The sequence below is a fragment of the Hydrogenophaga sp. T2 genome (assembly GCF_049843535.1).
GTDB lineage: Bacteria > Pseudomonadota > Gammaproteobacteria > Burkholderiales > Burkholderiaceae_C > Hydrogenophaga > Hydrogenophaga crocea.
On the sequence record NZ_JBBHZJ010000003.1, the window covers coordinates 225,060 to 249,738 of the forward strand.

The window sequence follows — 24,679 nt, forward strand, 5'->3', positions numbered from 1 at the left end:
GCTGGTCTGCAATGTCGGGGCATTGTGCCCCGCCACCGCCGCGCGCTGCTCCGGGCAAGCCCCGATGCGAGCTCAGCCGCGCGAGGCTTTCACCGCGGCCGACAGCAGCTCGAGCGCCTGCAGCGAATCGCTCCAGCCCAGGCAGGCGTCGGTGATGCTCTGGCCATAGCGCAAGGCCGACGGGTCGTCCTTGCCCGGCGTGAACTTCTGGGCACCGGCCTCGATGTGGCTTTCGATCATCACGCCGAAGACCGAGCGGCTGCCGCCCGCGATCTGGCCCGCGATGTCGCGCGCCACGTCGAGCTGCTTCTCGTGCTGCTTGCTGCTGTTGGCGTGGCTGCAGTCGATCATGAGGCGCGGCACCTGCTTGGCGGCCTCGAGGTCTTTCACCGCGCTCGCCACGCTCGCGGCGTCGTAGTTGGGCGCCTTGCCACCACGCAGGATCACGTGGCAGTCCTTGTTGCCCTTGGTCTGCACGATGGCGACCTGACCGTTCTTGTGCACCGACAGGAAGTGGTGGCCACGGCCCGCCGCCTGAATGGCGTCGGTCGCGATCTTGATGTTGCCGTCGGTACCGTTCTTGAAGCCGATCGGGGCCGACAGGCCCGAGGCCAGTTCGCGGTGCACCTGGCTCTCGGTGGTGCGCGCGCCGATCGCGCCCCAGCTGATCAGGTCGCCGATGTACTGGGGCGAGATCACGTCGAGGAACTCGCTGCCCGCGGGCAGGCCCAGGCGGTTGATCTCGATCAGCAGCTGGCGCGCGATGCGCAGGCCTTCGTCGATGCGGTAGCTCTCGTCGAGGTAGGGGTCGTTGATCAGCCCCTTCCAACCCACGGTGGTGCGCGGCTTCTCGAAGTACACGCGCATCACGATCTCCAGCGTGTCGGCGTACTGGTCGCGCAGCGGCTTCAGGCGGCGCGCGTAATCGAGCGCGGCGGCCGGGTCGTGGATCGAGCATGGGCCGATCACCACGAGCAGCCGGTCGTCCTTGCCGTGCAGGATGCGGTGGATGCGGTGGCGGGTCTGGCTGATCAGCGCTTCGGTCGGCGTGCCGGCGATCGGGAAGAAGCGGATGAGGTGTTCGGGCGGGGGAAGCACGGTGATGTCCTGAATGCGTTCGTCGTCGGTCTCGCTGGTTTTGTCGAGAGGACGCGCATACCAGGCGTCGCTGGCGGCGGAGGTGGCTTTGGCGTTCATCATGGGCTCCAGGGTGGGTTTGGGGGAATACGGCGAATGGGCGAAAAAAAACCGCCGGGCTTTGGGGGCCCGGCGGTTTCTGTTCGAGATTCTTGGCGCGCTTACGACTTCGCCTCTCGTCCGCCGGGGACAGAGAACCAAAAGTAAAAAGCGAAGTAAGCGGAGCGCGAAACCATGGCCGGCAATGTAGCACAGGCGATCGGGGGGCTGCGCTCAGCCGGCCAGACCGGTGGTTTTGAGCAACACACCGAGCAGCGCGCAGGCCGCGATCACGGCAATGACACCCAGCTTGAACCGCAGCAGGGCGAGCGCGGCCAGCGCTGCAATCAGCAGGGCCGCCACGTCCACCGGCCCGCCGGGCACGGGCCAGGCGATGTGCACCAGGAAGAACAGCCCCAGGCTCGCGATCACGCCCACCACCGCGGCCGTGATGGCCGTGAGCGGCGCGGTGAAGCCGAGCTGTCCGTGCGTGCGCTCCACCAGCGGCCCGCCCGCGAGGATGAAGATGAACGAGGGCAGGAAGGTGAACCAGGTGACCACGCAGGCGGCGAGCGCCGCGCCGAGAAAGCGCGCCTCTGGCCCCAGGACACCGGTGTGCCAGCCGCCCAGAAAGCCCACGAAGGCCACCACCATGATCAGCGGTCCGGGCGTGGTTTCACCGAGCGCGAGCCCGTCGATCATCTGCGGTCCGCTGAGCCAGCCGTGCTGTACCACCGCACCCTGGTACACGTAGGGCAGCACCGCGTAGGCGCCGCCGAAGGTGAGCAGCGCGGCCTTCGAAAAGAACAGGCCCATGGTGGGCAGCGTGCCCTGCAGGCCCTGCCAGGCCAGCAGAACGCCCATGGGCAGCAGCCACAACGCGGCGCCCGCGAACAGCACGCGCAGCAGGCGCGGCCGCGTGAAGCGCGCGTGCTGGGGCGTGGGGGTGTCGTCGTCGATCAGCGCGGGCGGGTGCTGGCTGCCGTCGGCCGCGGCGCGCCCGTGGCCGCCCGCAGGCAGGAACTGCGCAGGCGCCACGCGCCCGCCCAGCCAGCCCAAGGCCAGCGCCGACAGCACCACAAGCGGAAACGGCAGCTTGAGCAGCGCGATCGCCACGAAGCTGCCGATGGCCAGCGCCCAGAGCCAGGGCGCGCGGCGCGGGCTGCGCAGCACACGCCCGCCGATGCGCCAGACCGCCTGCAGCACGATCGCCGCCACCGCGGGCTTGATGCCGTAGAGCAGGCCTGCGACCCAGCCGACCTGCCCGTACACCACATAGACCCAGCTCAGGCCGATGAGCAGCAGCAGCGAAGGCAGCACGAACAGCGCACCCGCCACGATGCCGCCCCAGCTGCGGTGCATCAGCCAGCCGATGTAGGTCGCGAGCTGCTGCGCCTCGGGGCCGGGCAGCAGCATGCAGTAGTTGAGCGCGTGCAGGAAGCGGCGCTCGCTGATCCAGCGCCGCTGCTCCACGAGCTCGCGGTGCATCACCGCGATCTGGCCGGCCGGGCCGCCGAAGCTGATGAAGCCGAGCTTGAGCCAGAAGCGCAGGGCCTGGCCGAACGGCACGGCCCCGCGCGCGCTCACGCCGTGCCGCCGACCGTGAGGCCTTCGATGCGCAGCGTGGGCTGGCCCACGCCCACGGGCACGCTCTGGCCTTCCTTGCCGCAGGTGCCCACGCCGGTGTCGAGGCGCATGTCGTTGCCGATCATGCTCACGCGCTTGAGCGCGTCGGGGCCGTTGCCCACCAGCGTGGCGCCCTTGACCGGGTACTGGATCTTGCCGTTCTCGACCCAGAAGGCCTGGCTGGCCGAGAACACGAACTTGCCGCTCGTGATGTCGACCTGCCCGCCACCGAAATTGGTCGCGTACAGGCCCTTCTTGATGCTCGCCACGATCTCGTCGGGGTGCTTGTCGCCCGCGAGCATGTAGGTGTTGGTCATGCGCGGCATGGGCGTGTGCGCGTAGCTCTCGCGGCGGCCGTTGCCCGTGGGCTTGACGCCCATCAGGCGCGCGTTCATCGCGTCCTGGATGTAGCCGCGCAGGATGCCGTCTTCGATCAGCACGTTGCGCTGCGAGGCGTTGCCTTCGTCGTCCACGTTGAGCGAGCCGCGGCGGTCGGCGATGGTGCCGTCGTCGAGCACGGTCACGCCCTTGGCCGCCACGCGCTGGCCGATCAGGCCCGCGAACGCGCTCGAGCCCTTGCGGTTGAAATCGCCTTCGAGGCCGTGGCCCACGGCCTCGTGCAGCAGGATGCCGGGCCAGCCGCTGCCCAGCACCACCACCATCTCGCCCGCGGGCGCGGGACGCGAATCGAGGTTGGTGAGGGCCTGCTGCACCGCCTCGTCGACGTAGCTCTGCACCATGGCGTCGTCGAAATAGGCCAGGCCGAAGCGGCCACCGCCGCCCGAGCTGCCCATTTCGCGGCGGCCGTTCTGCTCGGCGATCACGGTGACGGACAGGCGGATCAGCGGCCGAACGTCGGCAGCGAGCGTGCCGTCGGCGCGCGCCACCAGCACCACGTCGTGCTCGGCCGCGAGGCCGGCCATCACCTGCACCACGCGCGGGTCCTGGGCCTTGGCCAGGCGCTCCACTTTTTCGAGCAGCGCCACCTTGGCATTGCTGTCGAGCGAGGCGATCGGATCGACGCCGGCGTAGAGCGAGCGCGACTTGGCGACCTTGGCCGTGGCGACCTTGACCTTCTTCGCCTGGCCCTGGCCCGAGATGCTGCGCACCGCGCGCGCGGCGTCGATCAGCGAGTCCCAGGACAGGTCGTCGGAGTACGCGAAGGCGGTCTTTTCGCCGCTCACCGCGCGCACGCCCACGCCCTGCTCGATGCTGAAGCTGCCGGTTTTGACGATGCCTTCCTCGAGGCTCCAGCCCTCGTTGCGCGTGGCCTGGAAGTACAGGTCGGCGTCGTCCACCCCGTGCGAGCGGATTTCCGCCAGCGCCTTGTGCAGGTGGGCGGTGGTGAGGCCGAAGGGTTCGAGCAGCAGCTGCTCGGCGGTGGCCAGGCGGGCCAGGGTGGGTTCGCGCGCGATCATGGGGGCCATTGTAGGAAGCGCGCGCCCGCGCGCGCGGCTCAGGGTTTTGGCAGGCCGCCGGGGTGGTCGCGCATCCAGTGCAGCAGCGCGCCGTCGTCCTCGCCAGCCATGCCGTCGCCCAGGGCGGCGGCGAACACGGCGCTGGCCAGCGGCCCGAGCACGCCCTCGTGGCCGGCCGAGCGGCCCGCGGCCACGGCGAGCCGGGTGTCCTTGGCCAGCAGGGTCATGTGGGCGCGCGGCGCGGTGTCACCGGCCAGCGCGCGGCCCAGGCGGTCGCCGCCGATCCAGCTTTGGCCGCTGGAGCGCTCGATCACATCGAGCGTGCCGCGCGGGTCCAGACCCAGGCGCTCGGCCAGCGCGATGGCCTCGGCCGCGCCCGCGAGGTTGATGCCCGCGAGCAGGTTGTTCACGAGCTTGGTGCGCGCCCCGTCGCCCACGCGCTCGCCCACGCGGAACACCGCGTTCGACAGGTCGCCGATCAGGCGCGCGTGGCGATCGACCACGCCGGCCGGCCCCGCGAGCATCAGGCTCATGGTGCCGGCGCGCGCCCGGGCGGGGCCGCCCGACATTGGCGCGTCGAGCGTGTGCACGCCCTGCCCGGCCAGGCGCAGCGCGATCGCCTCCACGTCTTCGGGCGCGATGGTGGGGCACAGCAGCACGGTCTGACCCGCGCGCAGCGCCGCGGCCGCACCGGCCGCACCCCACAGCACTTCGCGGCATTGGGCCGCGTCGACCACCACGACGGCCAGCAAGCCACCCTCGCCCAGCGTGGCCGCGGCGGCGTGCGGCGTGTCGCACACGGTGGCGCCGGCCTCGCGCGCCTCGCGCTGGCGCAACGGGTCGATGTCGCACACGGCCACGGGCCAGCCGCGCTCGCGCAGGCGATGCACCATGGCGCCGCCCATGATGCCGGCACCCACGAAGGCCACGGGATCGAGAAGGTTCATGTGGGGACGAGCCGCTTGGCCCGGGAAATCGACAGCAACATGCCCAGGCCCACGCCCATGGTGACCATGGCGGTGCCGCCGTAGCTCACGAAGGGCAGCGGCACGCCCACCACCGGCAGGATGCCGCTGACCATGCCCATGTTGACGAAGGCGTAGACGAAGATGTTGAGCGTGAGCGCGCCCGCCAGCAGGCGCGCGAACAGCGTGGGCGCTTCGGCCGCGATCATCAGCCCGCGGCCGATCAGCGCCGTGAAGCCCGCGAGCAGCAGCAGCACGCCGAGCAGGCCGAACTCCTCGGAGAAGGCGGCGTAGATGAAGTCGGTGGTGCGCTCGGGAATGAACTCGAGGTGGGTCTGCGTGCCCTGCATGAAGCCCTTGCCCCAGACGCCGCCCGAGCCGATAGCGATCATGCCCTGGATGATGTGGAAGCCCTTGCCCAGCGGGTCCTTGGTGGGGTCGAGCAGGGTGCACACGCGCTGGCGCTGGTATTCGTGCAGCACGTGCCAGTCGACCCCCGGCGCGCACCACGACGACTCGTTGGTGATCAGCACCACGACGCCGACAGCCGCGATCAGCACCGGCGGAATGATGAGCTTCCAGCTCAGTCCGGCGAAAAAGATCACCGCCAGGCCCGAAGCCACCACCAGCAGCGTGGTGCCGAGATCGGGTTGCTTGAGGATCAGGGCCGCGGGCACCGCGAGGATCAGTCCCGCGACCAGGAAGTCGGCCGCCTTGAGCTGCCCTTCGCGCCGGTGGAACCACCAGGCCAGCATCATGGGCATGGCGATCTTCATGAGCTCGCTGGGCTGGATCACGGTCACGCCGACGTCGAGCCAGCGCTGCGCGCCCTTGCGCACGATGCCCGCCACCTCCACCCCCAGCAGCAGCACCACGCCCACCACGTACAGCGGCAGTGCCAGGCGCATGAGGCGCTGCGGCGGGATCTGCGAGAACACCAGCATCACGGTGGCGCCGATCAGCATGTTGCGGCTGTGCTGGGCGAAGCGCGAGCCGTGGTCGAAGCCCACCGAGTACATGGTCGTCAGGCCCAGCGCCGCCATGAACAGCACGATGGTGATCAGCGGCCAGTCGAAGCCCTTGAGGAAGGGCACGATCCGCTGCATCAGGCTGGGTTTTTCGATCACGATGGCCATGGCCGGCGATTATCCTGCGGCCATGGACACCCCGGTCTTCGAGCCCCTCACCGAACCCGTCACCCACCTGCTCTACCTGCACGGCTTCCGCTCCTCGCCGCTGTCGCAGAAGGCGCAGCTGGTGGCCGAGCGCGTGGCGCGCGAGCATCCGGGCGTCACCTGGTGGTGCCCGCCCCTGCCGCCCTCGCCGCGCGAGGCCATGGGCCTGGTCAGTGCGGGCGTGGCGGGCTGGCCGCGCGCGCGCATGGCCGTGGTGGGCTCGTCGCTGGGCGGCTTCTACGCGCGCTGGCTGGCGCTGCACACGGGCTGCCGCGCCGCCCTGCTCAACCCCGCACCGCGGCCGGCCGACAGCCTGGCGGCCCACATCGGCGAGCACAGCACCTGGCAAAAGCCCGACGAGCACTTCTTCTTCGAGGCCCGCTTCGTCGAAGAGCTGCGCGCGCAGGAGGCCGACATCGCGCGCCTGGCGCCGCAGCACCCGGCCACGCCCGAACGGCTGTTCGCCCTCATCGCCAAGGGCGACGAGCTGCTCGACTGGCGCGAGATGCAGGCCTTCGCCGCGGGCGGGCAGATCCGCCTGCTCGAACACAGCGACCACGCGATCAGCGACTTCGATCGGCACATCGGCGTGCTGTTCGGGTTCCTGCGGCTGGCCTGAGCCGGCTCTGGCAACGCCACCGGTCTCGAGCGCCCATACCCCGGGCCGTTGCCCCCGATCGACCTGGCTATGGTGGTGGCCCTCACCAACGCCAGCATCCGAGGGAAACGAACATGAGCGAGGTACTGGAGCGGGAACACATGAGCAAGGCGGTCCTTGCCGTCAACGCGCTTCTTTTCACCCTCCACATCCTCGAGCCCGAAGCGTCGCCGCCCTGCAGCCCAACCATGCCCGACGCCCCTGCGGAGGGCGACACCCTGACGAGCGGTAATAGCCTCGGCATCCACGTCATCGACGGCTCCAACGCCCAGGACATCCTCATCGACGATGCCAGTGGCGTGGTCCGGTACCGGAACCGGGTGCTCAGCGGCGGCCGCAGAACCCGTCCCGGCGCAGACGAGTGGCAGGGCGAGGACGCCACCTACTACCGCCTGATCGAAGGCGATCGCCAGCACCTGATCATCTGCGCCGGCGAGAGCGCCGTCCTGATCCAGGACTGGACGGACGGCGCGTTCGGCATCGTGCTGCTGGACGCCGAGCCGCCTGCCTGGTCGACGACCGCGACATCGTACTGAACACCCCATCGAATCCGTAAGTCTACGGATTTTGATTTTTGAGTGATTCATACCTACGGGTCTTGGGTATCTATAGGTCCAAGGTGTGGCACACCGCGATCCTTGGCGTCAATGCATTTGGCAGGGAGATTCCATGCAAGCGACACGGCCCAGGATCGAATCGCGTCGGCACATGCGCTGGCGTGTATTCGGGATAAGCGCACTGCTGCTGATCGGCGCGTGCGTGCGTGCTGAGGGCGAGGCGCCCCCGGGCTGGGAATTGGTTTCGGTCAAGGGCCAGTCCATGCCTGCTTCCAAAGCCTGGCTTGCTGCATCTACCCACAAAGAGGCGTTGGCATGCTCGGCTTGATGTACCTGGGCGCCGCAGCACTCTATCTATCGCTGATGTTCTTTGTCGTTCGCTGGGCCTGGCGACGGGGGCGACAGAACGATGGCTCTGTCTTGAAAAGCATGGGATTCGGCGCGCTGGGCTTTCTGGCCGTGTACTTGCTGGCGTTCTGGAATGTCGTTCCCTCCGCAGTGATCTATCGAAAGGCCTGTGAGCAAGACGCTGGATTTCAGGCCTTCATCGACCCCAAGGATTGGGTCGCCTCGCACCAGGTGCGGATTCAAGAACTTCGTGGGATCGATCCAGAAGCAAAGTCCAAGTCTTGGAAGACCTCTTCGGGCTTCTCTCGCTACGAGCACATGGGCGGCTTGCTTGCGGACGATCACCGATCAAGTCGCACTGAGGTCTTCGCTCTTGAAATGCTGCGATCCGAGACGCGCATCGTGGATGCAGAAACAGACCAGGTCTTGGCACAAGCCGTTGACTATTCACTTGGAACTCGCGACGACGCGCGCATTTGGCTGACCCGCCGAAGTTGTTTTCCTGAGGAAAGGCATCCAATTTCTCAATTGATAGCCTTTAACCAGCAATTGAAGGGAGCTCTCAAATGATCAACGCCAATCAAGTCGAGCCACTCGCAGCCCTTGCACAAGCTGCATACATCAATTTCGACCCAGTACCTGCAAACGGATGGGCCGGTAGCGATCTGAACAAGCAGCTGCTCAAGGACGAAGCAGCCTGGCCCGAAGCCCGCCGAGAAGACTTTTCCAACCACTGGCGCGTCGTGGCCCACTGTCCCAACACCACCAGCGGCTTCAGCGCCACCTTGTTCGAGCGCACCGATCCCGAGGCCGGCGAGCCGCGCTTCGCGGTGGCCGTGCGCGGCACCGAAGGCAATGTGCTGTCGCAGGTCTACCCCGACCTGATCTCGGCCGACATCGCCGACCTCGTGGCCAATGGTCTGGCCTGGGAACAGATCCTGGACATGTACAACTGGTGGCAGTCGATTTCCACGCCCAGCACCTCGGACTACCAGGTGGCCAGCGCGGTGCCCATCACCGGCTTGGCGGCAAGCGCTCGAATCGCCGAGGGACGCACCGACGTGGTTGTGGAAGCCGGGCAGGCCTGGCAGATCGTGCTCAGCCCATCGGCACAGCCGGGGCTTGGGCTTGTGGGCCCCGACGAGCGCGTGGACGTGACCGGCCACAGTCTGGGCGGCCACCTTGCCAGCGCCTTCAGCCGCCTGTTTCCCACCGATACCGCCAACGCCGTGAGCATCAATGGCGCTGGCTACAGCGCATTGGGGGCGGCCTCCGGCAACATCGACCGCGTGTTCGTCACGTTGGGCGGCGCGGCTGCGTTTTCCGCGGATCGCATCCTCAACCTCTACGGCGATCGTGGCCTCAACGTCATCACGCAGGATTCGCCCCTGGGCCTGCGCCAGCCCGGCACCCACCTGCCCGTGTTCATTGAAAGCACCTCCTTGGAAACCACTGTGGGGCACGGCGCCGCCCAAATGGCGCACGCCCTGGCTGTGTACGAGGTCTTTCGGCAACTTGAAGGAGAGGGCGCGCCCGACACCCCGGCCGGAATGTTGACCCGCTACGGGCCGCTGCTGGAGGCATGCGCCAACGCCGATGACGCGAGCCTCGAGCGCGCGGTAGATGCACTGCGCTATGTGCTGACTGCTACCCGTGAGGCGCCCTTGCCCACGGGCGACCTGCAGTCGTTGTATGCGTCCATCCATGACATCCTGTCGTCCAGCGCCTTCGGGGCCTTGGCGGGCCGGGTTGACGTCATGGCCGCCCGAGCACCCGCCGCCTCCACCGCCCGCCTCGACTTCGCTTCCTTCCTCGCCCTGCAATGCCTGAGCCCCTTCGTGCTGAGCTGCGCCGACCCCACCGATCAGGCCGCGCTCAACACCACCTGGCAAGCCATTCAAGGCGATCTCTACCTGGCCTGGGCCGCCGACCGCAATGCCGTGCTGCAAGGCGACACGGCCCATGCCTTCAACTTCAGCGATCAATGGCTCACCGATCGCAGCGCCCTGCTTGAGCTTGAACTGCGGCGCAACCGCGAGAACCGCGAAGGCATCCTGCCGGGCAGCCAGAACAGGCGCTACCTCGACGTCGACAGCCACACCGAGCTGCTCGTGGGCGCGGGCAGCGCGCAGCGCATCCAAGTGCTGTTCGGCGGTGAACAAGCAGATGCGCTCGATGGCCAGGGCTTCGCCGACCGCCTCTACGGCGGCGCCGGCACCGACACCCTCACCGGCCTCGGCGGCGCCGACCACCTCGAAGGCGGCTCGGGCAACGACACCCTCGACGGCGGCGCCGGCAACGACACGCTCATGGGCGGCGACGGCCAGGACACCTATGTGCTCGACGGATCGGCCGGCGAGGACGTGATCATCGATCCCGATGGTGGCCTGATCCTCTACCGGGGCCAAGCCCTCAGCGGCGGCCCGGAAACCTCCCCCGGCTCGCGCGAGTGGCAGCAAGGCGGCGTGCGCTATCGCCTCGTCTCCGAGGTCGACCGCCAGCACCTGCTCATTCAGGCCGGTGCCAGCAGCGTGCGCGTGCAGGACTGGCACGACGGCCACCTGGGCATCCACCTGCAGGACGCAGCGCCCGCTCCCGCGTTGCCTGCGGCCGACCTCGTGCTCGAGGGCGACCGGGCGCCCGCCGACCGCGACCCCGTCGCCGCCGACGTGCAGACCGGCCTTGATCAACTGGGCAATGTCATCGTCGAGCCCGACCGCATCGAGGCCGACCGGCGCGACACGCTCAACGACAGCGTGGGCAACGACCGGCTCTACGGCCACGGCGGCGACGACACGCTCAATGCCTGGCGTGGTGGCAACGACCTGCTCGATGGCGGCAACGGTGCCGACTGGCTGTGCGGCGGCGCCGGGGACGACACGCTCATCGGTGGCGACGGCCTGGACCGCCTGTTCGGGCAGGACGGCGACGACCGCCTCTTCGCCCAGCTCGAACAAAGCGACGCCGACGTGATCCTCGAGCACACCCTCACCCCTGCCAGCGTGGCCCTGCCAGGCGAACTGCTCGCCGGCGGTGCAGGCGAGGACTGGGTGGTGGGCAACACCCGCGCCGACCTGCTGCTCGGCGGCGCCGGCATCGACGACCTCTGGGGCGGCGCCGGCGACGACGTGCTCTACGGCGATCGCGACACCGACGTCACGCCATGGGAATGGACGCTGCAGCGCATCACTCAGACCGACCCGGTGACCGGCTTCAACAACCGGCGCGTGTTCATCACGGGCATCGCCTTCACCGGTGCCGACACCGAACGCGCCGGCCAAGGCGATGTACTGCATGGCGGCGCCGGCGGCGATTGGCTGTTCGGCGAAGGCGGGCAGGACCTGCTTGATGGCGGCAGCGATGAGGACGTGCTGTTCGGCGGCGCGGACAGCGACTGGCTCGACGGCGGCGCGGGCGACGACGTGCTGGTGGGCGATTCGAGCAATGTGCGCCACGAGCTCGATGGCGATGACCACCTCGACGGCGGGGCGGGCAATGACCGCCTGTATGGCGACGGAGGTGACGATTGGCTACTGGGCGGCGCCGGCGACGACACCCTGTACGGCGACGGCGTGAACACGCCCGCCAGCGACCATGGAGACGACGTCCTGGAGGGCGGCGCGGGCCAGGACACGTTGAGGGGCTTCGGTGGTGATGATCTGCTGCTCGGCGGCCAGGGCGACGACGCGCTGTATGGTGATGACGGCGACGACCTGCTCGATGGCGGCAACGGCATCAACCATCTCGAGGGTGGCGCCGGCAACGACAGCTACCTCGTGCGTGGCGCCGACCTGGCCCACGCCGCCCCTGCCGAAGGTGCCCCGCTTGAGCCGTCCACCACGATCAGTGACAACCAGGGGCACAACACCCTGCACGTCGACGCCCTGCAACAGGACATCACGCTGTTGCCTGCGTTGCACGACAACGGCGCTTGCGCCGTGCTGCTGGCCTGGCGCACCGGCACCGACGCCCAGGGCCAGCCGCAGATGGCCCTGCTGGCCCTGGACTCGATCACCACAGCCACCAGCTTCGACGTGGAATTCGCCGATGGCCAGCGCGTGGCGCTCGCGCGCTGGATGGGCGATGCGCTGCAAGCGTCCATCACCGCCAGCAGCAGCGAACCGGGGCGCCTGCTCTCGGGCGCCGCGGGCGACGACGTGTTGAGCGTGACGGGCAGCAATGCGGAGATCATGGGCGGACGCGGCGACGACCGCCTCGAGCTCGATGCCGCTGGCACGGTGGTTCGCTTCGACCGCGGCGATGGCCACGACCGGCTCTCCGGCTGGGGCAGCCAGCACCGCATCGCCTTCGGTCCTGACATCACGCCCGACGAGCTCGGCCTGCGCCTGTCGACCTCGGGCCAGCTGGCCATCGCCATCGCCGACAACGACGGCCAAGACAGAGGCGATCGCATCGAATTGCCCATCACGCGTTCGGACATCGGCCACAGCGGCTTCATCGCACAACTGCGGTTTGCCGACGGCCGCACCCTCGATTGGCCCACACTGCTGGCCCACGGCGTGGGCATCGAGGTCGATGCGGGCGCCACGCACGTCGATGGCACCCCGCTGCCAGACCGCTTCGCCGCCCCGCCCGCGGGCGCCTTCCTCGCGGGCGGGGCCGGCGACGATGAATACCGATTCAATAGCGGCACCAGCCCATCCACCACCCCGACCACCGTCGACGACGGGGAGGGCCGCAACCGCATCATGCTCGGTGCCGGCATCGCACACGACTGGAGCGCGCTGCGGCTCGAGCGCGCCGCCCCCGATGCCGATGGCCAGGTCAGCAACGATCTGCTGCTCCAGGCAGGCGACACCACGATCCGCCTGAGCGAAGCCCTCATCCACGGTGCACGCTTCGACATCGTGCTCGGCGATGACGGCCATCCGGACAGCATCCGTCCCCTCGCCGATCTGGTGCGCTCGCTGGGACCCATGGGCCTCAGCGGCGATGCAAGCGACAACCAGCTCATTGGAAGCCAGGGCGATGACGTGCTCATCGGCAACGCGGGCGACGACATCCTCGATGGCCAGGGCGGCAGCGACACCCTGCTGGGCGGTGCGGGCGACGACGAATACCGCATCGACCTGCGCTCCGGCGCTGCGCCCGGTCACGCGCGCATCGCCGACCTTCTGGGCCACAACACCGTGCGTTTCGCGCCCGGACTGCGGCCCGAAGACCTGCAGATTCAACGCCTGAGCGAAAGCACCGACGTGCGCCTGTGGCTCGATGCCGAACACAGCCTCACGGTACGCCAGGCACTCGACGGCGCCGTGCAGCGCTATGTGTTCGACGACGGCACCGTGTGGACGTCTTCCGCCCTCATCGAACGCATCGCGCCCACCAGCGGCCTGACCCTGGTCGGCACCGCAGAAGACAACATTCTCTCGGGCAGTCCGCATGCCGACTTCATCTCAGGCGCCGCGGGTGACGACACCCTCTCGGGGCGCAGCGGCGACGACGAACTGCAGGGAGGAGAAGGCAACGACACGCTCATGGGTGGCACCGGCGACGATCTGCTGATCGGCAACCAGGGCAATGACACTCACACCTTCCAGCTCGGCGACGGCGTGGACCGCGTGATCGAAACCGACGTCAGCGAGGGCATGACCCGGCTGCGCTTCGGCCCCGGCATCGCCGCGGCCTCGCTGCACGCCACGCTTGAGGAGATCGATGGCGTGGGCCACATCCGGCTGGGTTACAGCCCACACGACGCGGTGCTCTTCCCCGAGGATTTGCTCGATCGCCTGAGCCTGGAGTTCGACAACGGCGAACGGCTGCAGGCCCGTGGCCTTTGCGCCGACATCCTCGCTGTCGAAGGCTTCGCCGCCGTGGGCAGCGATCGCGATGAGGTGCTGCAAGGCTACGCCGGTGCCGACCTGCTCATGGGCGAAGGCGGCAGCGACACCCTGCTCGGCGGCGCGGGCGACGATCAACTCGTGGGCGGCAGCGGCTCGGACGACCTGCACGGCGGACGCGGCATTGACAGCTACATGAAAGAGGTCGGCGACGGTCTGGACCGCATTGCCGAAGCCCCGGGCCAGCGCTCACGCCTGGTGTTCGTCGACCTCGCGCCCGAAGACGTGTCGACAGCGCTGCACTATGCGCGCATCGGCCTGGACCTGCTGGTCTGGCGTGCCGATGCCGCGTCGCCCCTGGACGGCGCCGCCTTCATCCGCAACGCCTACTTGCCAGGCACGCAGTGGACGCTGGTGGACGCCACAGAAACCGGACACGACCTGCTCGCACTGGCGGCACAGGCCATCGACGCGCAAAGCCCCGAAGAGCAGCAGCAGGGCTTTGCCTTGGCCGCCGACGCGCAGGCCGGAGCCACGGGAACCGATCGGCCTGGCACCGTGATCACCGGTGTCGGCACCACCGCCGAGCGCATGGACACCCTGAAGAAAACCACGCTGCGCATCGCCAACGACGATGCGGACGTGTGCATCGAGGCCGAGCGTGAGACGGTTGAGTCCACGACCGAGTTGTTGCGCACCGTCGAACGCTCCGTGAGCTTCTGGAGCACGCAGATCGTGCGTTACGACGTGAGCTATGTCGGCACACCGGACCGGACCATGACCGCAGAGGCGTTCTGGGGCGACAGCAATGTGGTTTTATCCCCTGGCCCCGTCATTCCGTTCGAACGCGATGGCCGGCTGTATGTGAGCATCCCGGGCGACGGGCGCTATGTCTCCACGCCCGTCTATGAGCCCGTCCTGTCGACGCACACCTACAGCGACCACTACTACCGCACCACCTGCACCATCGAGGACACCAGCGTGGTGTACCAGGGCGGCGACAGCGCCAATCGGCTCACCCTGCTGGGCTCGGCGTCCAAGATCGTGAGCACCGGCGCAGGCGACGACGTGATCGAGGCCATCGATGGGTCTCAAAGCGACGGGCTGAACGCCGACGACATCTGGGGGGAAATGCGCGGCTCCGCCGACTGGATCGATGGCGGTGCGGGCAACGACATCATCCGCGCAGGTGCAGGCGACGACGAGTTGCATGGCGGCCTGGGCAGCGACCGCCTCGAGGGCGGCGCCGGCGCCGACGTGTACGTGATCGATGCGAACGACGACGGTTGGGACCTGATCGATGACCAGGCGCGTTCGCTGCTGCAGGTGAGCATTGACACCCTGAACTACCAAAGCCCGGTGCCGCAGCCGCTGTGGCAAACACTGGAGGACAACCGCGTGCCCAGCGGCGCGTGGTATGACGCGTTGGACTTCGGGTTGGGCATGGGTTACTTGCAGGCCAACGCCACCACGCTCAACGCCCTGATGCAGATGGACGCCTTGCCTGTGCTTGGCCGGCTCAACGATGGCGGCTTTGCCACCCCGTACTCGTCCATCCGCTCCCCGGGGTTGGACAGCCTGATCGCGCAAGCCAGCGGCGAGCCGATTCGGGACCCGACCGCTGCGCAGTCCTTGCAGGCGCGTTCCCAGATGCACTTCGATGACGCGGTGCTGCGCACCCTCAAGGCCGATACCGTGCGCTTCGGCCCGGGCATCGAGGCAGCGAAGCTGCGGGCGCAATGGACCCTGGTGGACACGGAACGCGGGCCCGAGCGCGCTTTGGCGCTGAGCTGGGGCGGGCCGGGCCGGGCGGGGTGAACGTGGTCATGCCCGACGGCGATGCACAGCCCGGCGTGGGCATCGAGCGCTTCGAGTTCGCCGATGGCACGGTGTGGTCGCGCGAGGAAATGCTCGCGCTGGCTATGACCCAGGAGAATGATCGCATGGGCAGTGGAATGGACACGAACTGGATCCGCGACCTGTGGGACCAGCAGCACCGCGAGGAACTGGCGCGGCCGTGGTGGGGCAGCGCGATGCAGGGGGCGGCACCGCCGCCACTGGAGCCCTCGCAGATCACGCCGCAGCAGGCCCGGTTCAACGCCCAGGTGGACCAGATGGTCCAGGCCATGGCCGCGTTCGCGCCGCCTGCGGCCATGGTCTCCACCGCCGCAGAGCAGCAGGCCGCCTGGGCGGCGCCGGTATGGGCGGTCGCTCCGTTCTGAGAACAGGCCAGGGCGGAATGGGACAATGCCGTCCATGCACATCCTGTTCGACGAGGCCGGCAAGTTCCTGACCGGCCGATTGATGTCCGAGGCCGAGAGTTCGATGCAGGTCGAACTCGACTCGGGCAAGCGCGTGAAAGTGAAAGCGGCCAACGCGCTGCTGCGCTTCGACAAACCCGCCCCGGCCGAGCTCATGGCCGAGGCCGCACAGATCGCCCAGACCCTGGAGCTCGAGCTCGCCTACGAATTCGCGCCCGACGACGAATTCGGCTTCGCCGACCTGGCGCGCGAGTACTTCAGCGCCCAGGCCAGCCCCGCCCAGCAGGTGGCCGCGCTGCTCACGCTGCAGGGCGCGCCGCACTATTTCCGTCGCGCGGGCAAGGGCCGCTTCAAGAAGGCGCCGCCCGAGACCGTGGCCCAGGCCCTGGCCGCGATCGAAAAGAAGCAGCAGTTGCAGGCGCAGATCGAGGCCTGGACCGAAGAACTGGTGCAGGGCCGCTGCCCGCCGCCGGTGCTCGACCAGCTCTACCGCATCCTCTTCAAGCCCGACAAGAACGGCCCCGAGTACAAGGCCGTGGTCGAGGCCGCCAAGCGCAGCCAGACCGCGCCGCTCGCGCTCCTGCAGCAGGCTGGCGCGATCCGCAGCGCCTACCAGTTCCACTGGCAGCGCTTCCTGTTCGAGCACTTTCCCAAGGGCACGGGCTTCGCGGCCCTGCAGGCGCCCGCCATCACCGACGACCTGCCGCTCGCGCCGGTGCAGGCCGTCTCCATCGACGACTCGGCCACCACCGAGATCGACGACGCGCTCTCGCTGCAAGGCCTGGGCACGGGCACGGTCACGCTGGGCATCCACATCGCGGCGCCGGGCCTGGCCATCACGCCCGACAGCGCGCTCGACCAGATCGCGCGCCACCGCCTGTCCACGGTGTACATGCCGGGCCACAAGATCACCATGCTGCCCGACGCCGTGGTGCAGGCCTACACGCTGCAGGAGGGGCGCGACTGCCCCGCGGTGTCGCTCTACGTGGTGTTCGACGAGGCCACGCTCGAGGTGCGCGACAGCCGCACCGCGCTCGAACGCGTGCCCATCGTGCGCAACCTGCGCCACGACAAGCTCGACGCCGTCATCACCGAGGCCTGGCTGGGCGGCGCACCGAGCGCCGACGCGCCCGCCGATCTCGCCGCGCTGCAGCCCATGCTGGCCTTCCTGCACCGTTTCGCGCAGCACCACAAGGCGCAGCGCGAGCTGGTGCGCGGCAAGCCCGAAACCTTCACGCGGCCCGACTACACCTTCAAGCTCGAGGGCGTGCAGGGCGACGAACCCGATGGCAGCGAACGCGTGCTCATCGGCACGCGCTCGCGCGGCGCCCCGCTCGACCTGATCGTGGCCGAGGCCATGATCCTGGCCAACAAGACCTGGGGCCAGTGGCTCGCCGACTGCGGCGTGCCCGGCATCTACCGCAGCCAGGCCAGCCTGTTGCCCGGCATCAAGGTGCGCATGGGCACCAAGGCGCTGCCGCACGCGGGCATCGGGGTCAAGTGCTACACCTGGGCCACCTCGCCGCTGCGCCGCTACGTGGACCTGGTCAACCAGTGGCAGATCATTGCCTGCGCGCGCCACGGCAAGACGGCCGCGCTCGCCGCGCCCTTCAAGCCCAAGGACGCCAACCTGTTCGCGGTCATCAGCGCCTTCGACGCCGCCTACAGCGCCTACAACGGCTTCCAGGGCGGCATGGAGCGCTACTGGACGCTGCAGTACCTGCGGCAGAACGCCATCACCGAGCTCAGCGCCACCCTCATCAAGGACGGCCTGGTGCGCGCCGACACCCTGCCCCTGGTGCTGCCCGTGCTGGGCGCCGAGGGCCTGCCGCGAGGCGCGCACTTGCGCGTGCGCCTGGGCCAGGCCGACGACATCACCCTCGAGATCTCGGGCACCGTGGTCGAACGCCTGGACCCGCCGGTGGACAGCGCCGCCGCGCTCGACACCGAGGCCGAGGCCGAGGACGACGAGGAACCGCTCGGCGCCCCGCTGGCGCTGGCCATCGACGTGAACGACGCCCAGCCCGACAACGCCGCTGCGGCACCCGACGAGAACGGATAATCCGCCGCGTGAAGCCCGACCGCGTGAAGCCCGCCCGCGCGCCCTCGCGCCCCGCCCCGTCGGCGGTGGCCCGCCGGCTGCGCAACCTGAGCACCCTGCAGCTCGCGCTGCTGGTGTCGCTCGGTGTTCACGCGGCGCTGCTGACGGTGCGTTTCGTGGGCCCCGAGCGCATCGAGCGCGTCTTCAAGGACACGCCGCTCGAAGTCATCCTGGTGAACGCGCGCAGCGACCAGCGCCCCGAGAAGGCCCAGGCCATCGCCCAGGCCTCGCTCGCGGGCGGCGGCGACGCCGAACGCGGCCGCGCCACCTCGCCGCTGCCGCCCTCGGCCATCGCGCGCCTGGGCGACGCGCCCGACGAAGAAGCCCGCCGCATCGAGGCGCTGCGCGAACAGCAGGACCGCCTGCTGGCCCAGGTGCGTTCGGCGCTCGCGGCCATGCCGCCACCCGAGAAGGCCAGCGCCCAGCCCAGCCCCGAAGCGCGCGAGCGCGAGCAGAAGCGCCAGGCGCTGGTCAAGATCCTGGCCGAGATCGAAAAGCGCATCAACGAAGAGAACGCGCGGCCCAAGAAGCGCTACATCAGCCCGGCCACGCGCGAGGCCGTGTACGCCGTGTACTACGACAGCCTGCGCCGGCGCATCGAGCAGCACGGCACGGCCAACTTCCCCGAGGCCAACGGCCGCAAGCTCTATGGCGAGCTCACCATGCTGATCACCGTGAACCACACCGGTCAGGTGCTCGAGAGCGAGGTGGTGCAGGGCTCGGGCAACGCCCTGCTCGACCGCCGTGCCCAGGCCATCGTGCGCGGCCTCATGTTCGGCCGCTTCAGCGACGCCATGCGCCGCCAGGCCGACCAGATCCTGGTGGTCTCCCGTTTCCGCTTCACGCGCGAAGACGGCCTGCAGACCCAGCTCTCGGGCCAGTAGTCGCGCGATGGCGGTGCTGCGCTCCCTGGGTCGCTGGCTGCTCTGGCTCCTGCTCGCGGGCGCCGCGCTGCAGCTGTTCTTTCTCGCGCGCATCGCGCTCATGGCCGTGGTCGACCCGCAAAGCACCGCGTTCCAGCGCTCGGAGGCCTGGCGCATCGCGGTCAAGAGCGCGCGCCGCGACGGCGACTGGCGCTGGCGCCAGCAGTGGGTCGACGGCGGGCAGATCAGCCCGCACCTGTGGCGCGCGGTGGTGGCGTCCGAGGACGCGGGCTTCTTCCAGCACCGCGGCATCGAGTGGGAGGCCATCCAGCAGGCGCGGCAGAAGAACGAGCGCCGCCAGGAACTGGCCGAGCGCCGCGCCGCGCAGAACCCCGATCGGCCCGCGCGCGAGGCCAAGGTGGTGGGCGGCTCCACCATCACGCAGCAGCTCGCCAAGAACCTGCTGCTGTCGGGCGAGCGCACGCTGCTGCGCAAGGGCCAGGAGCTCGTGCTCTCGCTCATGCTCGAACTCGTGCTCGACAAGCGCCGCATCCTCGAGATCTACCTCAACAGCGTGGAATGGGGCGAGGGCGTGTTCGGCGCCGAGGCCGCCGCCCAGCGCTACTTCAACAAGCCCGCGAGCCGGCTCACGGCCTACGAGGCCGCGCGGCTCGCCGTGATGCTGCCCTCGCCCAAGTTCTTCGAGACCCGCCCCGGTTCGGCCTACCTGGCGCGCCGCGCCGGCACCATCGCCGCGCGCATGGGCGAGGTGCGCCTGCCATGAGACTCGCCGCCACCGCCGTCGGCTACTTCCTGCTCGGCCTGGTGCGCCTGCTCACGGGCGCGCAGGCGCGCTGGTACGGCTGCCCGCCCAAGGCCGAGCAGCGCATCTACTTCGCCAACCACCAGAGCCACGCCGACCTGGTGCTGATCTGGGCCGCGCTGCCCAAGGAGCTGCGCAGCATCACGCGCCCGATCGCGGCCAAAGACTACTGGACGGCCTCGCCCCTGAAGCGCTGGATCACCACCGAGGTGTTCAACGCGGTCTACGTGGAACGCGAGCGCAAGGGTGACGAAGACCCGCTCGCGCCGCTGATCGCGGCCCTGCAAAGCGGCGATTCGCTGATCCTGTTCCCCGAAGGCACGCGCGGCTTCGAGGAAGACCCGCAGCCCTTCAAGAGCGGCCTCTACAACCTGGCCACGCGCTTCCCCGACGTGGTGCTCGTGCCCACCTGGATCCACAACGTGCAGCGCGTGATGCCCAAGGGCGAGGTCGTGCCCGTGCCGGTGCTGTGCTCGGTCACCTTCGGCGAGCCCGTGAAGCCTGGCGCCGACGAGCCGCGCGCCGATTTCCTGGTGCGCGCGCGCGCCGCCGTGATGGCGCTGAGGGACGTCTGATGACCAGCTACCTGCGCAACCTCAGCGCCAACGAGCAGGTGGGCCTGCTGTTCCTGGTGCTGTTCGGCCTGCTCGCGCTGGTGTCGGTGGCGGGTGTGCTGCTGTCGCTGCGCGAGCGCCGCGCGCACGGCGACGACCTCGCGCTGGCCCAGCGCCGCCAGGACAACGCCGCGCTGCTCAACATCTCCTGGATCATGGCCCTCGTGTTCTGGGTCGGCTGGGTGCTCGGCGAGGGCGTGTCCATTGCGCTGTTCGGCATCCTCTCGTTCTTCGCGTTGCGCGAGTTCATCAGCCTCTCGCCCACGCGCCGCGGCGACCACCGCAGCCTGGTGCTGGCCTTCTTCGTGGTGCTGCCGCTGCAATACGCGCTGGTGTGGAACGGCCACTTCAACCTGTTCACGGTGTTCATCCCGGTCTACGTGTTCCTGGCGCTGCCCGTGGTGAGCGCGCTGCGCAACGACCCGCAGCGCTTCCTCGAACGCAACGCCAAGCTGCAGTGGGGCATCATGGTCTGCATCTACGGCCTGAGCCACGTGCCTGCGCTGCTGCTGCTGCAGTTCCCGCGCTGGCTCGGCAACAACGCCTTCCTGGTGTTCTTCCTGGTGCTGGTGGTGCAGACCTGCATGCTGGTGCAGCACCTCGCGGCGCGCGGCCGTCGCAAGCCCGTGGCGCCGGCCATCAGTGCGAGCTTTCACTGGCAGAGCTGGGGCTGGGGCCTGCTCGCGGGCGGCCTGGTGGGCGGCCTGCTCGCGGGCGTCACGCCCTTCAAGCCGGTGCAGGCCGTGGCCATGGCGCTGGTGGCCTGCGTGGCGGGCACCGCGGGCCACCTGGTGATGAAGGCCATCAAGCGCGACCGCGGCGTGACGAACTGGGGCGGCGAGCGCCGCTCGGTCACGGGCGCCGCGGGCCTGCTCGACCGCGTCGATGCGCTGTGCTTCGCCGCGCCCGTGTTCTTCCACGCGCTGCGCGCGGCCACGCCCCTGCTATGAGGATCCTCGGCATCGACCCCGGCCTGCAGTGCACCGGCTTCGGCGTGCTCGACACCGACGGCCCGCGGCTGCACTACGTGGCCAGCGGCACCATCCGCACCAGCCCCGCCGACGGCGCGCTGCTGCCCGCGCGCCTGAAGGTGCTGTTCGACGGCATCGGCGAGGTGGTGCGGCGCTACCAGCCCGAGGTCGCGGCCTGCGAGATCGTGTTCGTCAACGTGAATCCGCAGGCCACGCTGCTGCTGGGCCAGGCGCGTGGGGCCTGCCTCACCGCGCTGGTGGCCAACGGCCTGAACGTGGCCGAGTACACCGCGCTGCAGCTCAAGAAGGCCGTGGCCGGCCACGGCCGCGCCAACAAGGAGCAGATGCAGGAGATGGTCAAGCGCCTGCTGCAGCTGCCCGGCCTGCCCGGCAAGGACGCGGCCGACGCGCTGGGCCTGGCGATCACGCACGCGCAGGTGGCGCGCACCACCGCGGCCATCGAACGCGTGGCGCCGCTGCGCGCGCGCACGCACGCGGCGTACAAGGGCGGCCGAAACTACTGATGCCCCCACGCTCCGCCGCTGTGCGGGTCGCTGCCCCCCGAGGGAGCTGACCCGGCTTGGGGCGGCCCGGCGCCGGGTCGAACCGAGGCCGCGCGAGTAATGCCGCGACGGGCGTTTGACCATAGGGGTTTTCCGGCGCGGCGCCGGACCGTGCATACGGAACCGCCTGGGGTATGGACCCCACGCATGGGGGCCTTTCGGTCACCACAGGGAGTTCCAGCCATGCACAAGGATGCACGCCTCAGCGCGTCCCATCGTGTCGCCCATGCCACGGGCGACTCGCACAGCCCGATCGTTCACAAAAAGGTGCCCATTGCCCTGCACGGGTCGCGCGCGCGGGACCCCTCGGGCACCAGCCCCGAGCCCTCGCCCAAGCTCACGCAGTCGTCCCCCCAGCCCAAGCCCGCCGACCACGACGCGCCGTGGCAAGGCCGGCACGTCGCCTTCGACGCCGCGTCGGGCTCGGCCAGCGTTGCCCTGGGCAGCAGCGTGCAAGGCCTGATCGAGTGCGCGGCCCTGTTGCAGGAGGCGCTCAACGAGCGGCTCGCGCGCAGCGCCACGACCGCGCCCCGCCTCTGCGCCGCCGCCGACGCCCTGAGCGGCTTCCTGCTCGCGTTCCGCCCCTCGCGGGACACGCTCGCGGCCTTGCTGGCCCACGACGGCCTGTGGTGGCAACTCGCCGAAGGCTCGGCCGACAGCTTTGCGCTGCTCGCGCGGCCCGAGGCCCCCCACGACGACGCCATCGGCTTCGCCCAGCAGCGCCGCACGGGCCCGGTGGCCGCGCTCATGGGCGCCTTGATCGCCGTCGGCGACCCGGCCAAGGCCCTGGAGGTGTTCAAGGCCTGCACCGACCCGGGCTTCTGCCAGCGCGTGATCGACAAGCTGCGCCTGGACCCGGCCAAGCCCCTGGCCCGGCTGGGCGACACCGGTGCGCTCGCGGCGGCGATCGCCGGGGCGCAGCAGTCGCATGCGCGCCTGTCGCCCCCGCGATCGGGGCGCCACTCCCGCCACTCGCGCAACCCGGGCTCGCGCAAGGCCTCGCCTTCGCCCCATACCATGGCGCCGGCGCGGCGCTCGAGCCAGAACCTGCGCGCGAGCTTTGCCCCGCCCTGGGACACCGGCGCCGTGCTCAACGGCCTGAGCGAGCGGCTGGGGCCCGCGTGCGGGGCGCACGGCTGGGCCTTCGAAGCGGTGGACGGCGGCATCCGCCTGGTGCACCCGCAGGCCTCGGCGCGTTTTCCGTCCGCGCTGTTTCTCGGGGTGGCCGAACAGCTGCAGATCCAGCCCGACACCGAGCCGCTCTACCTCGACCTCATCGACACCCTGCAGCAAGGCCTGGCGCAGGACCCGGACTTTGCGGCCTGGCGCGACGCCGAGCCGCGGGTGGCGCAGGCCCTGCAGCGGCTGCAGGCCTGCTGCGCCGCGGCCTACGGCGCGGCGCTGGCGCGCGGCGACACGCCGGGCGCGTCCCGGGCCTTCGCCGTCTGGCGCGACGTGTCCGGCCTCACGGGCGAAGACCCCGAGCGGCTGCGCACGCGCGAAGCCGGCCTGGTGGGCGAGCGGCTGCTGGACGCGCTGCGCCAGCGCGACACCGCGGCGGTGGACCGGCTGCTGGGCCTGCTGCTGCAGATCGAGGACCCCGCCGCGGTCTTTTGCGGCGTGCTCGGCACCGCCGCGGGCGCCTGCGTGACGGCGGCCGACGCGCTGGCCCTCATCGCCATGGTCACGCGCTTCCTCACCAGCGACACGGCGGCCGGGCTGCAGCACGCCTGTGGCCCGCTCGAAAACCTCGTGCTGCGTTACTGGCCCGGCGAGTTCGCGCGCCTGCTCCAGCCGGCCGGCGTCGCGCCCGCCGCCGATGCCACGCCCGAAGACAGCGCGGCGCACGATCGGCTGGCGCATTGGATCTGGCTCTGCCGCAGCCTCAATCCGCCGTTCGACTGGACCCAGGCGCCCGCGCTCGCGGCCCATGTCGGCCACCGCTGGAGCAATGGCTTCGAGCTCGCCTTGCCGCTCAAGCGCCTGAAAGCGCTGCAGGGCCCCACCGATGCCGCGGCCGACGCCGACGCCATCGAGCGCCGGCTCACCGAGCAGGTGCAGAGCCTGCCGTGCGAGGCGCAAGCGCGTCTGCTCCTGCGGCTCCACGGGCCCGACGGGGCCCGGCTCTGCCCGCCCGGCCCCCCGGACATGCTGCTCGAAGGCCTGCTGCACTGGGGCCGCGAGTCGGGCGGCAGCGCGGCGCTGCTGAACCGGCTGCAAGACGAGCGCCACCAGATGCCGCCGCTGTTCAGGGCCTTGCTCGACACCATCGCGCAAGCGCCGCGCCCCGAATGGCCGGCATCGATCGGCGCGCTGCTCGCGCAGGTGGCCTGCCATGTGGTGCCCGCCGCGGTGGGCAAAGCGCTCTTGCAATTCGTCACGGCGCATCCTGCCGCCCGCCAGAACAAGGACATCAACGCCCTGCTGCCGGTCGTGGTCCCGCTGTTGCCCTTTGTGGATCGGCTGTCGTCCGTGGCGCTGACCAAGCGCCTGTCGCCGCAGCGGCTGCGCAAGGCCGAGCTGGCCCACTTCAGCCGCCACCTGACGTTCCACACGCAGGACGATTTTCTGAAGTGGTTCCAGGCCTTCTACAGCGACCCGCACCGGGAAGACCAGATCCAGGTGCTGCGGGCCTGGCTCATGGAACACCAGGACACGCCCCAAAGCCCGCCTCGGCTCTGGAGCACCGTGGAGGCCGCGGTCGTCGAAATGGAGAGGGTGCGCGCTCCGAACTGAGGCGCCGCCGGGTTCGTTCATCA

General features: G+C 69.7%; 17 protein-coding genes. 12 read left to right on the plus strand and 5 right to left on the minus strand.

The window, feature by feature from the left end; genetic code table 11:
* Positions 1-72: 72 nt before the first annotated feature.
* The 5 genes from WDZ95_RS08150 to rodA form a co-directional block, all read right to left on the minus strand.
* Positions 73-1,197, minus strand: a complete 1,125-nt coding sequence (locus WDZ95_RS08150) for a 3-deoxy-7-phosphoheptulonate synthase (RefSeq protein WP_166231267.1) — start codon at positions 1,195-1,197, stop codon at positions 73-75.
* 213 nt (positions 1,198-1,410) lie between these two features.
* Positions 1,411-2,763 carry a chromate efflux transporter gene (gene chrA / locus WDZ95_RS08155; protein ID WP_166227514.1) on the minus strand — a complete coding sequence of 451 codons (1,353 nt, stop codon included), beginning with the start codon at positions 2,761-2,763 and terminating at the stop codon, positions 1,411-1,413.
* Positions 2,760-4,220, minus strand: a complete 1,461-nt coding sequence (tldD, locus tag WDZ95_RS08160; RefSeq protein ID WP_166227515.1) for a metalloprotease TldD — start codon at positions 4,218-4,220, stop codon at positions 2,760-2,762. Before tldD ends, chrA begins: the two co-directional genes overlap by 4 nt.
* A 38-nt stretch (positions 4,221-4,258) precedes the next feature.
* Complete coding sequence (locus WDZ95_RS08165; RefSeq protein ID WP_425777601.1) at positions 4,259-5,167, minus strand: NAD(P)-dependent oxidoreductase; 909 nt, start codon at positions 5,165-5,167, stop codon at positions 4,259-4,261.
* Positions 5,164-6,321: a rod shape-determining protein RodA gene (gene rodA, locus WDZ95_RS08170; RefSeq protein ID WP_166227517.1), complete on the minus strand. Its 1,158-nt coding sequence runs from the start codon at positions 6,319-6,321 to the stop codon at positions 5,164-5,166. The genes WDZ95_RS08165 and rodA overlap by 4 nt, the downstream gene beginning before the upstream one ends.
* Positions 6,322-6,343: 22 nt before the next feature.
* Here rodA and WDZ95_RS08175 point away from each other — a divergent pair, with 22 nt between their 5' ends.
* The 12 genes from WDZ95_RS08175 (at position 6,344) to WDZ95_RS08230 (ending at position 24,656) form a co-directional block, all read left to right on the plus strand.
* Positions 6,344-6,979, plus strand: coding sequence for a YqiA/YcfP family alpha/beta fold hydrolase (locus WDZ95_RS08175; protein ID WP_425777603.1), 636 nt, complete (start codon positions 6,344-6,346; stop codon positions 6,977-6,979).
* Between the two features lie 113 nt (positions 6,980-7,092).
* Positions 7,093-7,554: a hypothetical protein gene (locus WDZ95_RS08180; RefSeq protein ID WP_425777605.1), complete on the plus strand. Its 462-nt coding sequence runs from the start codon at positions 7,093-7,095 to the stop codon at positions 7,552-7,554.
* Between the two features lie 336 nt (positions 7,555-7,890).
* Positions 7,891-8,493, plus strand: coding sequence for a hypothetical protein (locus tag WDZ95_RS08185; RefSeq protein ID WP_425777607.1), 603 nt, complete (start codon positions 7,891-7,893; stop codon positions 8,491-8,493).
* 173 nt (positions 8,494-8,666) lie between these two features.
* Entirely contained in the window at positions 8,667-15,542 is a 6,876-nt protein-coding gene (locus WDZ95_RS08190; RefSeq protein ID WP_425777609.1) for a hypothetical protein, read from the plus strand.
* An 8-nt stretch (positions 15,543-15,550) separates the two neighbouring features.
* Positions 15,551-15,946 (plus strand): calcium-binding protein, encoded by a 396-nt coding sequence (locus WDZ95_RS08195; RefSeq protein WP_425777611.1) that lies wholly within the window; start codon positions 15,551-15,553, stop codon positions 15,944-15,946.
* Positions 15,947-15,980: 34 nt separating this feature from the next.
* Positions 15,981-18,047, plus strand: coding sequence for a ribonuclease catalytic domain-containing protein (locus WDZ95_RS08200; protein WP_425777613.1), 2,067 nt, complete (start codon positions 15,981-15,983; stop codon positions 18,045-18,047).
* A 77-nt stretch (positions 18,048-18,124) separates the two neighbouring features.
* Positions 18,125-18,970, plus strand: coding sequence for an energy transducer TonB (locus tag WDZ95_RS08205; RefSeq protein ID WP_166231273.1), 846 nt, complete (start codon positions 18,125-18,127; stop codon positions 18,968-18,970).
* 16 nt (positions 18,971-18,986) lie between these two features.
* Positions 18,987-19,733, plus strand: coding sequence for a monofunctional biosynthetic peptidoglycan transglycosylase (gene mtgA, locus WDZ95_RS08210; protein WP_166231270.1), 747 nt, complete (start codon positions 18,987-18,989; stop codon positions 19,731-19,733).
* Positions 19,730-20,347 carry a lysophospholipid acyltransferase family protein gene (locus WDZ95_RS08215; protein ID WP_166227520.1) on the plus strand — a complete coding sequence of 206 codons (618 nt, stop codon included), beginning with the start codon at positions 19,730-19,732 and terminating at the stop codon, positions 20,345-20,347. The genes mtgA and WDZ95_RS08215 overlap by 4 nt, the downstream gene beginning before the upstream one ends.
* On the plus strand, positions 20,347-21,336 hold the full coding sequence (locus tag WDZ95_RS08220; RefSeq protein WP_166227521.1) for a phosphatidate cytidylyltransferase: 990 nt from the start codon (positions 20,347-20,349) through the stop codon (positions 21,334-21,336). Before WDZ95_RS08215 ends, WDZ95_RS08220 begins: the two co-directional genes overlap by 1 nt.
* On the plus strand, positions 21,333-21,881 hold the full coding sequence (gene ruvC / locus WDZ95_RS08225) for a crossover junction endodeoxyribonuclease RuvC (protein ID WP_166227522.1): 549 nt from the start codon (positions 21,333-21,335) through the stop codon (positions 21,879-21,881). Before WDZ95_RS08220 ends, ruvC begins: the two co-directional genes overlap by 4 nt.
* A gap of 222 nt (positions 21,882-22,103) precedes the next feature.
* Positions 22,104-24,656 carry a hypothetical protein gene (locus WDZ95_RS08230; RefSeq protein WP_425777616.1) on the plus strand — a complete coding sequence of 851 codons (2,553 nt, stop codon included), beginning with the start codon at positions 22,104-22,106 and terminating at the stop codon, positions 24,654-24,656.
* The last annotated feature ends 23 nt before the right edge of the window (positions 24,657-24,679 follow it).